At 42.9% G+C, this 15,472-nt stretch carries 14 protein-coding genes; 10 read left to right on the top strand and 4 right to left on the bottom strand.

Translation table 11 applies throughout. From position 1 onward, the window contains the following. The first annotated feature begins 19 nt into the window (after positions 1 to 19). From IEE84_RS06480 to IEE84_RS06465, 4 genes are all read left to right on the top strand, one after another. Positions 20 to 1,399 (top strand): aminotransferase-like domain-containing protein, encoded by a 1,380-nt coding sequence (locus tag IEE84_RS06480; RefSeq protein ID WP_191115298.1) that lies wholly within the window; start codon positions 20 to 22, stop codon positions 1,397 to 1,399. Positions 1,400 to 1,654: 255 nt separating this feature from the next. Next, a complete protein-coding gene (locus IEE84_RS06475) occupies positions 1,655 to 2,623 on the top strand; it encodes an EamA family transporter (RefSeq protein ID WP_191115297.1) in 969 nt (322 codons plus the stop codon). Positions 2,624 to 2,916: 293 nt separating this feature from the next. After that, a complete protein-coding gene (locus tag IEE84_RS06470) occupies positions 2,917 to 4,347 on the top strand; it encodes a patatin-like phospholipase family protein (RefSeq protein ID WP_224737943.1) in 1,431 nt (476 codons plus the stop codon). 419 nt (positions 4,348 to 4,766) lie between these two features. After that, positions 4,767 to 5,198 carry a DUF6789 family protein gene (locus IEE84_RS06465; protein ID WP_224737940.1) on the top strand — a complete coding sequence of 144 codons (432 nt, stop codon included), beginning with the start codon at positions 4,767 to 4,769 and terminating at the stop codon, positions 5,196 to 5,198. A 191-nt stretch (positions 5,199 to 5,389) separates the two neighbouring features. Here the strand turns inward: IEE84_RS06465 and IEE84_RS06460 are convergent, their stop codons facing one another. The 3 genes from IEE84_RS06460 to IEE84_RS06450 all read right to left on the bottom strand — a co-directional run bounded on the left by IEE84_RS06460 (position 5,390) and on the right by IEE84_RS06450 (position 9,166). After that, on the bottom strand, positions 5,390 to 6,517 hold the full coding sequence (locus IEE84_RS06460; RefSeq protein ID WP_191115295.1) for a M14 family metallopeptidase: 1,128 nt from the start codon (positions 6,515 to 6,517) through the stop codon (positions 5,390 to 5,392). Between the two features lie 380 nt (positions 6,518 to 6,897). Then, entirely contained in the window at positions 6,898 to 8,442 is a 1,545-nt protein-coding gene (locus tag IEE84_RS06455; protein ID WP_191115402.1) for an ATP-binding protein, read from the bottom strand. Position 8,443: 1 nt separating this feature from the next. Then, the gene (locus IEE84_RS06450) at positions 8,444 to 9,166 is read right to left on the bottom strand and encodes a heavy metal response regulator transcription factor (RefSeq protein WP_057760064.1); all 723 of its coding nucleotides are present in this window, start codon (positions 9,164 to 9,166) and stop codon (positions 8,444 to 8,446) included. Positions 9,167 to 9,385: 219 nt separating this feature from the next. Here IEE84_RS06450 and IEE84_RS06445 point away from each other — a divergent pair, with 219 nt between their 5' ends. Next, positions 9,386 to 9,670 carry a hypothetical protein gene (locus IEE84_RS06445; RefSeq protein ID WP_191115294.1) on the top strand — a complete coding sequence of 95 codons (285 nt, stop codon included), beginning with the start codon at positions 9,386 to 9,388 and terminating at the stop codon, positions 9,668 to 9,670. A gap of 111 nt (positions 9,671 to 9,781) precedes the next feature. Here the strand turns inward: IEE84_RS06445 and IEE84_RS06440 are convergent, their stop codons facing one another. Further along, entirely contained in the window at positions 9,782 to 11,089 is a 1,308-nt protein-coding gene (locus IEE84_RS06440; protein WP_191115293.1) for an RNA-guided endonuclease InsQ/TnpB family protein, read from the bottom strand. A gap of 74 nt (positions 11,090 to 11,163) precedes the next feature. Between IEE84_RS06440 and tnpA the strand changes: the two genes are divergently transcribed. The 5 genes from tnpA (at position 11,164) to IEE84_RS06415 (ending at position 15,459) form a co-directional block, all read left to right on the top strand. Then, the gene (gene tnpA, locus IEE84_RS06435) at positions 11,164 to 11,562 is read left to right on the top strand and encodes an IS200/IS605 family transposase (RefSeq protein WP_191115292.1); all 399 of its coding nucleotides are present in this window, start codon (positions 11,164 to 11,166) and stop codon (positions 11,560 to 11,562) included. A gap of 185 nt (positions 11,563 to 11,747) precedes the next feature. Further along, a complete protein-coding gene (locus tag IEE84_RS06430) occupies positions 11,748 to 12,044 on the top strand; it encodes a hypothetical protein (protein WP_224737937.1) in 297 nt (98 codons plus the stop codon). A gap of 194 nt (positions 12,045 to 12,238) precedes the next feature. Then, on the top strand, positions 12,239 to 12,832 hold the full coding sequence (locus IEE84_RS06425) for a c-type cytochrome (protein ID WP_191115291.1): 594 nt from the start codon (positions 12,239 to 12,241) through the stop codon (positions 12,830 to 12,832). Positions 12,833 to 12,987: 155 nt separating this feature from the next. Next, complete coding sequence (locus tag IEE84_RS06420) at positions 12,988 to 13,641, top strand: DUF411 domain-containing protein (RefSeq protein WP_191115290.1); 654 nt, start codon at positions 12,988 to 12,990, stop codon at positions 13,639 to 13,641. A gap of 117 nt (positions 13,642 to 13,758) precedes the next feature. Next, positions 13,759 to 15,459 carry a copper resistance system multicopper oxidase gene (locus IEE84_RS06415; RefSeq protein ID WP_224737936.1) on the top strand — a complete coding sequence of 567 codons (1,701 nt, stop codon included), beginning with the start codon at positions 13,759 to 13,761 and terminating at the stop codon, positions 15,457 to 15,459. The last annotated feature ends 13 nt before the right edge of the window (positions 15,460 to 15,472 follow it).

The following is a 15,472-nucleotide window of genomic DNA, read 5'->3' as shown; positions in this document are numbered from 1 at the left end:
ACCAAAAACTGTAAAAAATATGAATAAGAAGCTAACACGCATCGAAGTTGTCATGGCTGACGTAAAAGAGAAAATAGCGACTGTCATCTACATGCCAGAGTCGCGACTACCCTCCGTCCGTGCCGCTGCCAAAGATTATGGGTTCTCGCCATCTACCGTGGTTGAAGCCTACGAGCGCCTGCAAACTGAGGGCATTATCTACTCCCGTCCTGGTGCAGGGTTTTATGTAGCAGAGACGACAGCGCCGCTATCATTGACAGATATAGCACCAAAAATTGATCGAGTGGTAGATCCATTGTGGGTATCGCGGCAGTCGCTTGAGCCACCTGATGGTGCACTAAAGCCAGGCTGCGGTTGGTTACCAGCGGATTGGCTGTTTGAGGCAGGTATACGCCGTGGTCTACGCAATGTTGCCAAGGCTGACGCGTCTATTATTAGTGAGTATGCAACGCCGCTAGGACTGTTAGCATTACGCCAATTACTCACGCGGCGTATGGCAGGATTGAGTATCAATGCAGAACCGTCACAGGTCATATTGACGGATTCGGGCACTCAAGCGATAGATTTGATTTTTCGATTTTTGCTGACGCCAGGTGATACGGTCGTCGTCGATGATCCGTGCTACTTTAACTTTCGAGCACAGCTGCTTGCCCATCGGGTCAAAGTAGTTGGCGTCCCTTATACGCCAAATGGGCCAGATGTAGAGGCCTTTGCAGCGATTTTAGATGAGCATAAGCCGCGCCTGTACATCACCAATGCTGCCATTCATAATCCTACGGGCGCAACGTTATCACCTGCTACGGCATACCGTGTATTACAGTTGGCCCAGACTGCTGGTTTGTACATTATCGAAGACGATATTTTTGCAGATTTTGAAGTCAAGCCTGCGGCGAGATTGGCGGCTTTGGATGGGTTATCACGAGTATTCTATATCGGCAGTTTTTCTAAAACGTTATCCGCATCCCTACGCTGTGGTTATATTGCAGCGCCTACAGAGTGGGTTGAGAGTTTGGTAGATTTAAAGATAGCGACTGGCTTTGGTGGCAGTCAGCTAGCAGCGGCAGTTGTGTTCTCAGCGTTGACTGATAGCGGCTACCGTAAGCATATGAATGATATCCATACTCGGCTGGCAAGCGCGCGTACTCATACGCTACCACGATTGGCTAAATTAGGCATCGTACCGTGGCTGCTCCCACAAGCAGGTATGTTCCTATGGTGCCGATTACCTAAGAATAATAATGCGACCGAATTGGCCAATCGCTGTTTATCCAAAGGTGTGGTATTGGCGCCGGGCAACGTTTTTAGCCAATCAGACAATGCTGAAAACTTTATGCGGTTCAATGTGGCACAGATGAGTCATTCAAAAGTTTTCGAGGTATTGGCTCAATCGTTAGACTGACCAATCAGAAATTTATATAGTCATTCCATTATAAAAGTATGACAGCGTTAACCTCGCTTGAAGTATCACATGTACATCTACATTCGGTTGCCTTGTACTACTTTTAAATTGCATCAACTATAGTGCTAGTACCGCCTTATTATATAGTGACCTTTCGACTATAATTCTAAGCCTAAATATCAGCCAAGTATAAGCCAAACACAATCAAATCTAATCACTTCCGACAACGGATAACAACTCTCTAGGATAGCTCATATGTCCCCTATATATACTGCATTGGCTGTACTGGTTACCTTTATCTGGGGCGTAAACTTTACCTTTATTGCGTGGGGTCTTGAGAGCTTTCCACCATTGATGCTTACTGCTCTGCGTTTTTTCTTTACTGCTGTGCCACTGGTCTTGTTTCTAAAGCCACCTAAATTCAACCGTACCTTGTTTATTTATGCCATCGGTACATTTGTCATGCAGTATGCCTTTGTCTTTACAGCGATGCATCTAGGTTCATCCCCGGGGCTGACGGCACTACTGCTACAAATTCAGATTTTTATCACGGTATTGCTAGCATACTTTATATTGGGCGAAGCAGTCAGCCGTATGCAAATCGTCGGTATGTTGGTCGGTGTACTAGGACTCGGCGTGATTGCGCTAAACCTTGGCGGTGATATGCCTTTGGCAGGGTTCATCTGTATCCTGATAGCTGCCATCGGTTGGAGCTTTGGTAATATTGCCTCCAAGCAAGCATCAAAACAGGCCTCAGAAAAAGCGTCAGAGCAGACGGCTCTAAAAGCGATGCAGCAAGGAACAAGGGTATCTGTTGCTACATCTAGCACTGGAAAAAATAAAGCCTCTGCTCTATCTGCGTTAGCGCTGGTAGTCTGGGGCGGTCTCATTGCTTGCGTGATGTTGACGATATCTTCTCTTACATTTGAGACTGATGCATGGCAGATGGCGACGTTTACTGAAGCATCACTCAAGTCTTGGCTCTCACTTGGGTTTATCGTCTATATCTCAACCTTAATTGGCTTTGGTCTATGGGCACACTTACTCAGTCAAAATACAGCCTCCAAGGTTATGCCGTTTGCACTATTGGTGCCCGTATTCGGTATGGTGACCTCAGTACTACTCACAGGAGAAGTGGTGACTTGGTGGAAGATGCTGGCCATGATGTTGATCTTATCAGGACTGCTATTGGCGAATGTAAAAATGAAAAGAAGGGCTATTTGAATGGTTACTCAGTTTTATCTTGACTCGCTATTACCGTCCAGTTAAGGTTTATTCATAGTAATTAAATTGCTCACCGTGACTGATACTAGTAAGAAATCAATCTATATCATCTGTGTTTTATATACGTCATATTTAGAAGGTGGCCCCTGCTCTTAAGTTTACTGCTCTTAAGTTTAATGCCCTTAAGTGTTAAGTCACAACCGACATGGAAGTCGAAAACTGACGTGATTTGCTCTGTTATCAAGTAAAAAGTACAGAGCGCACCGTATTCTACAAACTTTGAGGTGATTTGCATGCGTATAGACATACCGACTTACTATGATCGTCTGCTGCAGAAACTCTCAAAACTGATGGTTTCACCTCGATTATGCTTTGCGTTTTTTCTATTCATCATCATTGTTATCTCGCTGTTATTCACTGGTTGCGCAAAACGAGTCTGGAACAAGCCTATTATAGATAAGAGCACTGCTCGTTATGATTTCCATAACAACCTCCCAAAAAACTCAGACGAAGTTTTTGTTGTACTTGCCTTTTCTGGCGGTGGTACACGGGCAGCAGCACTCAGCTACGGGGTGCTAGAAAAGCTACGTGATACACCAGTAACTATCAATGGCGTAGAGCGCCGACTATTAGATGAAGTCGATGTCATCTCTTCGGTATCTGGCGGGAGCTACACAGCAGCATATTACGGACTATTTGGCGATGACATTTTTGAGAAGTTTGCTCCAGAATTCTTGTATGAAGACTGGCAATCACGACTGATTAGACTTGCGATACGTCCGCAAAGCCTAATAGCGATGAGCAGTTCTGAATACAATCGTGGGGATTTGGTGGCTGACAATTTAGACAACAGTCTATTTCAACAAAAGACCTTTGCTGATATGAGCCGTGGAAAATTGCCTTACGTTATCCTAAATGCAAGTGATCTAAACAACGCAATGACCTTTTCATTTACTCAGCAGCAGTTCGACTTTTTGTGTTCGGATTTATCAAGCTACCCAGTTGCCAATGCGGTGATGGCGTCTTCCTCAGTCCCTGGCATCTTTGCCCCTATTGCCCTACACAACTTTTCTGATTGTTCGCAGCGCTCGCAGCCTTGGGTTAATGACGCACTAAATCAAGACAGTCATTTGCCGCGTAGTTATGCGATAGCTCGCGCACTAGATAGGTATTCGCAGCCAGATCGAATGCCAGTAGTGCGCTTGGTAGACGGTGGGGTAACTGATAATCTAGGTGTGCGCGGCTCAATGATGAGTCCTGTGACCCAATATGGCGATGTGCCCAACATGGCAGGCGCCTTCAGTCCTGCGAAATTACGCCAAGTCAAACAAGTACTGGTCGTTGTAGCCAATGCTCAGACCTATTCAGAGCATGAGTGGTCAGTAGAAAATAAAGACCCGAGTTTTCTTGATACCATTTCAGCGGCGAGCGAAGTCGCACTAGGCACACTAAATAACGAAACTGTCTCATTGGCCAAAAAAGAATTTTTACAATGGGGAGAACATGTAAATGCTCAGCGACCTACAAATTCGCCTCAGGTAGAAGTGCATTTCTCCGTATTGACCTTTGATCAAGTCAAAGATAAAACAGAGCGTGCAAAGTTCGATGCCATGCCGACCACCTTTCATTTACAACCTGAACAAGTAGATGACCTACGCTATTTGGGCAGTGATTTACTTGAACAATCTAAAGAGTTTCAAAATTTCCGCGATACCCTCCAATGACCGTCATCTTGCTTGCCAATAACCAAGTATGCGTGACTGTCAAAATTTCTTAGCAGCATCATGACTGATAGCGTGCCAGCCTATATTTATCGCTTTTCTCTCTCTGCCTACTATATCCGCCTCATTTCTTCTCGAACTGAACATTCATAGCGTGCTTGTGGTTACAAGTAATATTGAACGATTACTCAAAATTACTTGAATGACTGTTCAAGACCTTTTATCGTAGAAACGATACATATTGGGGTTTTTAATATTGGCAGGTAGTACACAATAATCTTAAAGAGTACCTATAACCTTTAGTATCTCTACTGCACATATAAACAGCTATCTACCTCCAATGTATTACGACTGGATAATCACCAAAATTAAAAACGTCAAAAAAATAATAACGATTCAAACCTAAAAAAGGAATGACTACTATGAACAAATATATGGCTGGAATAATAGCTGCTTTTATCGCGACCATCGTTATGTCGCTACTTCTCATGCTAAAAAGTGCAATAGGCCTCATGCCTGATTTAGATATTATTGCGATGCTCGCATCGATGATGGGTGGCAGCCACGTAATGGCTTGGATTGCTCACTTTATGGTCGGGTCGATCGGCTATGGTATCGTCATGGCATTGATAGCAGGTACGGATAGAAGTAAGAACTTTACGCTGACTGGCGCAATGGTAGGTGCAATTGGTTGGTTTATGATGATGATTGCTATTATGCCCATGATGGGCAATGGCTTATTTGGTTTATCTATGCCAAGCGGCATTATGATTCCCATCGCCACTCTTATGCTACATCTCGTATTTGGTGTAGTATTGGGCAAAATTTATGCCAAGCTGGTTGCCGCACACTAAACACTTGAAAACCAATCAGCTATAAGAATGTTTGATTGAAGTTCGATATCAAAAATCAATATTAGAAAGTGACATTAAAAGTATAAATTTAAATGCATTTGAAATTATTTGAAATACGCTGCTAACGATGACCACTAAAACACTCGGCCATCATTAGCAGCTTTTTATTTTCTGCAGCTTTTTTTCTATAGTTATCGTAAATCATCCACGACAGCTAGCATTGCTATCAGTGATGCTTCGCCTAATTTGATAGAACGCTCGGGTGACCAACCCATCTCTTCATCGGGCAGATTATCATTGTCTTTGAATGGCATCTCTAACGTATTAGCAAGGCAATCAAAACGCTCTGCTACCCAATTGGTGGCAACGGTCATATTGGCAGCACCTGGTGCATCAATCTCATAGCCAAATTCAGACTGAAAATCAGCACTGGCCAGCTTTAATACCTCTGAAAATCTATCGCGCAGACCAGCGAGACGGTCACTATAGCTTGGCGTCCCTTGTGAACCAGCGAGGAATACGTATGGCAATGCTTCATCACCATGCACATCATAAAATAGATCCACGCCCGTCGCTTCCATTTTATTAATCACATGAAATACTTCAGGGCTTTTGTCTAAGCTTGGACTTTGCCATTCACGGTTTAGGTTGGTTCCGACAGCGTTAGTACGCAAGTGACCACGTACACTGCCATCAGGGTTCATATTAGGGACAATATAAAAATTGGCCTTGTCTAACAACTGTTTGCCAGTCGCATTATCGCTATCTAACAAGCTATACAACAAACCTTCAATGAGCCATTCAGCCATCGTTTCACCTGGGTGCTGACGAGCAGTAATCCATATATTACGCTTACTAGCATCTCCATCCCCGATTTTGACTAGAGTCAAGTCACGTTTATCAAGCGTTTCACCCAGATGCTCTAACGTCACTAGCGGATGCACTTGCACAGCGGCCAATAAATCTTGATGACGCTCATAGCTATAAGGCGCAAAATACGCAATTTGCATGGTCTCACACTCTAACTCTGCCACGATGGTCAACTTGCCATCTTTATAAGACGTTGGCAGACGGAACCAATGCTGACGATCATAAGAAGCCACTGCTTGGTAGTTCTCCCAACCTTCTAGATAAGACGCCTCTCCTGCATTCAGAATGTTGAGAACATACTGCTCTCCTATTTGACCTGACAGACGAAAGTTAAACCATTGAAAAAACTCGCCGCCAACATCTGGACGAATCGCTAATTGAATGTCTTTTTTGTCATCTGCATTAATAATATCAATGTTGCCTGCATCAAAATTAGCCGTGATATGCATAGTTATTCCCTAATTGGTTTTTATGATTGTGTTTTAAGTATTATGCTCGTTATCAACTTACTGCTCTACCTACTGCTTTTTAACAATTTCTAGTTTTATATTGGGTACTAGACATACATTTACTTGGTCATTACTAGCTCGTTTTCAAGGCAATTACTTGCCAAATCTATCTATTCAGATTGAATATCTATTGTTGACTAGGGCGTGTCCTCAATTCAATCGATAGTCATCTAAATGAGTTAAAAATGGCTAAATCTTGCCAAACGGTGTCAAATAGCTGACTAATATCTCGATATTATCTGCGCTATTCTCCTTGTTTGACTGCGATTTATCTCATTTTTATCACCATTTTTAAAATGAGGACACGCCCTACTAAAAGATTAAACTTCCGCCAATAACTCGACACTTACTTGAAAGTAATCATCGTCTTTTATAGTAATACTGACGTTACCGTTATGCGCCCCAACGATAGACTGTACGATAGATAGACCCAAACCTGTTCCTGTATGGCGATCTATTGTTTTGTGATGTCGATAGAAGCGCTCAAACAACTTATCTGCCTCACTTTGTGTCAACGGCTCATCTAATTGGTTGGTGATGGTGATTCGTAAAACGGCTTGTTTTGATTGCTGAAAACTGGTTATCGTTGTGCCCACTATCTTATCTGAGTTTACTCTATCTGCACTAATGGTTATAACGCTATCTTGAGCAGCATAATAAATCGCATTCGATATCAGATTAGCAAAGAGCCTTTGTAATAAACCTTTATCCCCTAAGACAGCGCTGAACTCACCTTTGGTTTCAATAGCGATACCTCGGTCTTCTGCAATCATTTCGTAGTAATCAATGAGCTTGGTGATTAAACTGTCCGTATCCACATGACTGATTTGCGAGTCACTCAATCCTTTTTGGGTTTTTGCCAGCAGCAACATATTATTTATCATGGCCGACAGCTGCTCTAACGTGTCATGCTGATGATGTAGCTGCTCAATGTATTCATCGCCCGCTCTTGGTTTGTTTAACATGACTTGCGTTTGCGTGCTGAGTGTCGCTATTGGAGTGCGCAGCTCATGGGCGATATTGTCTGAAAACCGTGACAAAGACTCAAAGTTACTTTCAAGCTTGGCCATCATTGAGTTGTAAGATTCTGCTAATGGTCGTAGCTCTAACGGCATATCACTGACCGTGACTCTATCATCCAATCTGTCAGGATTCATTGTTTTCATTTTTTGGACGATGGTCGCCAAAGGGGCAAAACCCCAGTACACACCCAGCGCCGCTACTGAGACGAGCAACAAGGTAATCGCGAACAAAATCATACTAAGCTGACGATTGAACTGTAATAAATACTGATGATGCACATCTATAGGCAATGCGATAAGCGCGAGCATTTTGTCGTCTTCAATGACCATTGCTCGATAATATCGGCTGTTAATATTCATCACAAACTGTTGCTTATCATTATCTTGTTTCAGTGATGACAGATTAAACCCTTCCCCTAGCTCTTGAGCAAAGTTATTGGGGGTACTAGACAGTATCTGCCCTTCTTTATTAGCGATAATGGTTTTTAGATCGTAATCTAGCCAAGAAGAATGCTGATGATCAGTTTCATCTGATATCGCTGCGGTAGAAGTATCTCCATCAGGCATTACGTCAGGTGCTGCTCTTAGCGGCTGTTGACTATTTAATGAATTTTGAGAGCTTGGTAGGGTTTGGGAAGTTATAGAGCTACTATCTATCACTCGTTTACGTAGATTAAAAGCCGCATGGGTCATAATCTCAGCGTCCATTTGCTCAAAATGGCCTTTAACAGAACGCTGTATCCATATATAAATGATAACCTGCGATATAACCACAAATATCGTGAGCAACAACACAGTACGCCATAATAGTGGCAAGCGCCGATTATCAAACCTATATTTCATATTAGACATTGCCAGCTTCGTGAGATGGTTTGCTATCAAGCGCTGTATCGACAGCTTCTAACCGATAGCCCATCCCGCGCACCGTATGAATCAGCTTTGCGTCATGATCATCGTCTATTTTTATACGAAGACGCCTTATCGCCACATCAATCACATTGGTATCATTTTCAAAGTTCATATCCCATACTTGGGAGGCGATGATTGAGCGTGGAAGCACTTCACCGCGGCGCTCCAATAAAAACTGTAGTAAGGAAAACTCTTTTGCCGTGAGCTTAATAGGCTTATCTCCTCTATGCACCGTACGCTTGCCAATGTCCATCTTGAGATCCGCTATTTGCATAATCGTACTTTGATAGTCGGCTTGATTGGCACGTCGTAATAAGCTTTTCATCCTAACGATCAATTCTGCGAAGGCGAAAGGTTTGGTCAAATAATCATCACCACCAATCTCAATCCCCTTTATCTTGTCACTTAAGTCATCTTTTGCGGTTAGAAATAGCACGGGCGTATGCTTGCCAGCCGCTCGGTAATTACGCACCAGCTCAAAACCACTAACGTCAGGTAGCATCACATCCATCAGTATCACGCTAAATTCTTCCGTCATCAATGCATGATATCCATCTAATCCTGTTAGCTGATGATCCACGATAAACCCAGCTTCGGTTAAGCCTTTTTTTATATACTCGCCAAGCTTCAATTCATCTTCTACCAGCAGTACTTTCATTGTGATTCCTCAATACGGTCATGATTGTTTAACGTTCTAACCAGCACAGGTGACAACATTGACTGGTAGCTGACAAAGATGTCATGTGCTCGTAATCAGACTGTCAGTTTTATTTTGCTAACCTACATAAACGATAAATAGCTGCTCGTTTCAATACTTAGCTACGATGAATTATTTTTATCGGTAATCAATGTAAACAACTTACAAAAGAGGTTTTATATGAAAATTCACGGTTCATTCAAAAAAGTAGTATTGCTGTCGGTATCGGTACTTATCGGTACTACCACTGCCAATGCGCATACGACTGATCTAAGCACTTCAATCATCAACAACTGCGACGCTGTGACTAAGTTTGCAAAAAACTTGGATCATAACGATGCTCAGCTCTCAAATTCACAAATGAAAAGTTATATCGATGCGAGAGTGGCTTGTGAGATTGAACACAAAGATCAACATCTACAGTCTGAAAAATACTTTATCAATAAATATGGTAGCGATAAGTAACATCAGCTCTGATGTCATACTAAAGGATTACTGACAACATTAAAAACCATAATTGACACACTCCCACCACTTTCGCGAAGCTCAAGTGGGGGATTCTAAAAGCAGATGCTCTTAGGCGACTTTCTCACGAAGGTCGCTTATTTTCCGTTTCAACGGGCGACCTTTACTGCATCCTCCCTCCGCAGACAAAACGGCATGTCCTGCCGCTAATATGTTACGAGCCGCATTAAAATCAGCGTTCGCAACATACCTACATTTGACGCACTCAAATTTTGACTGAGTTTGTCTGTTATCGACAGCGATATGCTGGCATTCAGAGCAGGTTTGGCTAGTGTATCGTGGGTTTACCTTAATCAGTAACCCACCGCGCCATTGTTGCTTGTACTCAAGCATATTGACCATCATGCCCCAGCCTTGATCTAGGATGGATTTATTTAATCCTGATTTGGCTTTGACATGATGACCTTTGTTCTCCACCGTACCACTGGCTGATTTTGACATATTGGCGACTTTTAAATCTTCACAAGCAATCATGGCGTGGCTTTTGCTGATGCTGGTGGTGATTTTATGCAAGTAGTCATGTCTGATATTGGCAATGTGGCTGTGGAGTTTTTGAATCTTGCGGTTTTGCTTTTTCCAGTTCTCACTGAATTTTACTTTCTTTGCTAGCCCTCGTTGCAGCTTGGCAAGTTTGAGTTGATTGGCTTTAAAGCTATTCTTAGGTTTAATATATTCACCGTTTGAGGTGGTGAGTAGTTTGCTGATGCCCACGTCCAAGCCAATGGCGCTTGTGGCAGGATGGCGTGGGTTCTCATCCAGTTCGCGCTCTGTGCCAAACGACACATACCAGTGCCCCGATTTCTTGCTAATGGTGACATTTTTAACCGTGCCGATGATGTCTTGCGATTTTCTAAACTTCACCAAGCCCACGCCATTCGGTAGTTTTACTCGATTGCCCTCAACACGGCAGTATTTGTCAAACTGAACCAAGCGAATTGAGTCACGCCCATCTGATTTGCGCTTAAATTTTGGCATCAACGGGCGTAGCTGGATTTCTGTGCCATCAGCCAGTTTAAAGAACTTGGGTTTGCGAGGTTTCTTTTTATTTTCTTTCAATCTGGCATGTACTTTAGGATCAAAGAAACGCGACCAAGCCGATGCCAGATCACGTACTTTTTGTTGTAAAGAGACAGCGTTTGATCTGGTTTTTAAGAACTCGAAATCAGGGTTGCTCTTTAGATCCATGATTTTATTAACGAGGTTCGTGGCATTGATAAACTCATCTTTAGCAAACATCTCAAATGAGATCGCTAGCATTTGATTCCAAACAAAACGTGCAGAGCCGACAAGATTATTTAGAACAATCTCCTGCTCCGCATTAGGCTCAAGCCTAAATTTATACGCTTTGTTGATTTTCATAAATGCATTCTTTATCAATGAGTGTGTATTTGATATTATGCTTATAATACTAGCATTTAAGGATATTTATTGCAATGAGTGAGGTATACAAAAACCGCCATGCTGCCTTTAACCTCCACGTTCATTTGGTTTTTATCACTAAGTACCGAAAAAAAGTTTTAAGTGAGCTGCATCATAATTATTTCAGTGAGTGTGTCACTGAGGTATGCAAGAGCTTTGATGCTGAATTAAAAGAATGTAACGGTGAGGCAGATCATATCCACATGCTTATCCAGTACCCGCCAACGGTGCAATTAAGCAAATTGGTTAATAACTTGAAGTCAGTCACCAGTAGACGAATGAGGGGTGATTTTATCGATTTAAGAGCAGCTTATTCCAAGCCTGTGCTTTGGTCACGCTCCTACTTTGCAAGCTCTTGTGGTGGTGCGCCATTAGATATTATTAAGCAATATATTCAGAACCAGCGAGGCTAACCAGTGATGCGAAATTCACCTCCACCCTAATGTCAGGTGGAGTCCTCTTTCGTTTTTTTGATAGTAAGATGACAGAATTGTAATCTTACCGTCATCTCTCTGTCAGAATCACTAAAGTATGCTTTAAAGTAACTTAATATCTTAAAGTCTTTTCGACTACATACTAAATCAAATAAGGATTTACCATGTCACTATTCAAATTAATGCCACTGCTCAAATCAATGCCACTGTTTAAATCAATCGTAGCAACTGCTATAGCCTTAGTTGTTTCAACCTCTGCTTTGGCGCACGACCCAAAAATGCACGCTGAAAAAGACCAAATGAACTGTGAGAAAATGGAAAAGCATATGCAGATGATGCAAAAAATGGATCATAGCAAAATGGATATGAATGATCCTGCTATGAAAGCCATGATGGCTAACATGAGCAAAATGAAAGCGATGTACCAAAAGCACTGTGTGAGCAGCGATAGCGACTCTTAAATATCAATTTATAAGTTCAATACTATAGTCAGTTCAATATAATTTCGATACAAGGGAACCGAGTGCAAGTTATACATTAGTATGCTTAGCGAGGATGACGCTGTAGCGGATTTATATAGACTTGACTATATTGTTAGAGAAGCTGATCAAGCAGTAATGGGATATTAAAGAAAATGGATTTTTAGGACAAACCTATGAAGTTCTTGTTAGGAATACTTTTTACTGTCTTTGTCGCTATTGCGGGTATTTTTATTACGGTGACTAGTGGCATGATAAATATCGGTGCTGATCGAGCTCATAGTCCGCTGGTTTACGATTTTTTAGAAACTGCCCGCACACGCTCAATTGAACATGCCAGTAAGAATATTTTGGTTCCCAATTTAAAGAAGGCGGAAATGATCAGCTCGGGCGGTGCAGATTACAAAGATATGTGTGCAGGCTGCCATTTGTCTCCCGGCGTCAACAGCACAGATTTAAATAGCGGTATGTACCCAAAGCCTCCTAATTTTACTGAGGCGGATATTGTTAAGCGCTATCAAAACGAGGCTGGTGCCAGACAAAGCTTTTGGGCGATTAAACATGGCATTATGGCGTCTGGCATGCCCGCTTGGGGCGCTACTCACGATGATGATAGGATGTGGGCGATGGTCGCTTTTATTAGATCGTTACCTGACTTGAATGAAAACCAGTACACCATGCTAACGACTCGGTTAGACGATAGTATGTTGGATATGTCATTTGATGGTGAGATGGATATGTCAGGTAATGGATCCGAAATGCAACATTGATTTTTTGTACAAAATGCAGTGCTCAATAGTGCTGCTTTTTGCGATTTGAGTTTTAAGCTTTGCTAGCACTATTTTGTCCAGTGCTATTTTATCCAGTGATATGGCTCTAATTTTTATAATATTTAATCGTCAGACAGACGCTCGGGAGTGGTTTTATGAGACGCTATACTAATAGATTTATTAATGAACATAATCTGATATCTGGCCGTGTGCTCTCGGCGATCGTGGTATTGCCATTATCGTTAACGATTGCCGCTTGTAGTCAACCTAACTCCGCTGCTGCTGACTCAACACCAGCGACTGAGCCAACTATTACTACGCAAAACGTGCAAACTACGCACACGGAGCAACCAACAGCTGAAATGACACCCGTCAGCGCTCCTTCAGACACCCAATCAACTATCCTAAAAAATATCTCAGCCACCGTCTATAAAGATGCCAATTGTGGCTGTTGCAAAGAATGGGTCGGTTATGCCGAAGGTCATGGTTTAAACGCAACTGCACAGAATGTCGAAGACGTGTCCTTGTTTAAAGAGCGATACAGCGTACCGCAGCAAATGCGCTCTTGCCATACCACCGTCACTACTGATGGCTACGTTTTCGAAGGTCATGTCCCTGCTAAGTATATGGCGCAGTTCCTAAAAAACCCGCCAAGTGATGCGATCGGTCTTGCCGTACCGAGCATGCCAGTCGGTAGCCCAGGTATGGAATACCAAGATAAATTTATGCCATATAAAGTGATGCAGCTTAACAAAGATGGCTCAACAGCTATTTATGCAACTATTGACACACCGCAGCAGCAAATCTAGCTTGGTTGTCGTTTAAATAGCTTATTCAGATCTGTTAATAAGCGGCCAAAGACATAGGCTTAGCTGATAAATACAGACTCAACTCTCACTTTATGGATATAAATCAGGTGAATCATTATGAACAAAACCATGCTTAATCGCAGGCGTTTTTTGACAGGATCTTCTACCTTGTTAGGGGCATCCATGCTATCCACCCTACCGTCTATTGCTAATAGTGCGCTCGGTAAAGGCCAGCAGAATGTGGCCGTCAACAGTGATAAAGCCGACCATATCGTACCTATCTTAACTGGAAATGAGTTTGACCTGTATGTCAGCAAGAAGCTCGTTACTGTTAATGGCAAGTCGAGTATGGCAACACTGATTAATGACTCGCTACCAGCACCAACGCTAAAGATGCAAGAAGGCGATACAGTAACTATCCGTGTTCATAATCAGATGAATGAGTCAACCTCTATCCATTGGCATGGCTTGCTCGTACCTTTTGAGATGGATGGGGTGCCAGGTATCAGTTTCGATGGTATTCCTGCAAATAGCACCTTTACCTATAAATTCAAACTTAAACAATCAGGCACCTATTGGTATCACTCACACAGTGGCTTTCAAGAGCAAACTGGTATGCTTGGTGCCATTGTGATTGAGCCAAAAGGCCGTGAGCGTCATCCAGTCGCAGAAGACCATGTAATCGTGCTGAGTGATTGGACGCACCGCGATCCGCACAATCTCTTGAAGTTGCTCAAACAGCGCGCTGACTTTGATAATTATCATCTGCCAGACTTCAAAAAACTATTGTCTGATATCGCCGCAACAGATTTAGAAGCCGCTTATGACAAGCGCAAAATGTGGAATCAGATGCGCATGATGCCGACGGATTTTACCGATCTGTCTGGCGAAAAGACCTTTACCTACCTAATGAATGGTAAGACCACAGCGGCCAATTGGACACAACTAGTAAAAGCGGGACAGCCTGTCAAACTACGCTTTATCAATGCTTCAGCGCAAACCATCTTTGATGTGCGTATACCGGGTCTTAAGATGACTGTGGTAGCAACAGATGGTATTGATGTCGCACCCGTTGCGATTGATGATTTCCGCATTGGCGTGGCTGAGACCTATGATGTCATTATCACGCCTACTCAAGATGCACATACGATATTTGCCCAAAATATCGATCGTTCAGGCTATGTCGCGACCACACTTGCGGCCAAAAAAGGTGCGCGAGCTGCAATACCTGCTATGGACAAGATCGAATGGCTGACCATGGCCGATATGATGGGTGCGATGGGTGATAAGGGCTACAAAGCAAAGCACGCCAAGACCGAGTATGACTTTAAATCTGATATGCGTGTCGACAGTCCACGTATGAACCTAGATGACCCCGGTATCAACCTGCGTAATATTAATCGTGACGTGCTGAATTATAGTCAGCTGCGCTCTGTCGATGAGGCCATATTTGCAGAGCAGCGTAAGCCTACCCGAGAGATCGAGCTACATTTAACGGGTAACATGGAGCGCTATATTTGGGCGTTAGATGGTGTCATGTTTAAGAATGCAACCCCTGTCAATATTAAGCCTAACGAACGTGTGCGTATTACCTTAGTCAATGACACTATGATGAATCATCCTATGCATCTGCATGGAATGTGGAGCGACTTGCGCACGCCATCTGGAGATTTTCAGGTACGTAAACACACGATTGTGGTTCAGCCAGCGCAAAAGATTAGCTTCGATGTGACGGGAGAAGTTGGACGATGGGCATGGCACTGTCATCTGCTGTATCACATGGAAGCTGGCATGTTCAGAGAAGTTGCCGTCGTTTAACAAACCTTCGAAT

The sequence above is a fragment of the Psychrobacter sp. 28M-43 genome (assembly GCF_014770435.1).
Taxonomy (GTDB): domain Bacteria; phylum Pseudomonadota; class Gammaproteobacteria; order Pseudomonadales; family Moraxellaceae; genus Psychrobacter.
Note: the sequence above shows the minus strand (reverse complement) of the source record. Positions and strands in the feature narration are given on the sequence as shown.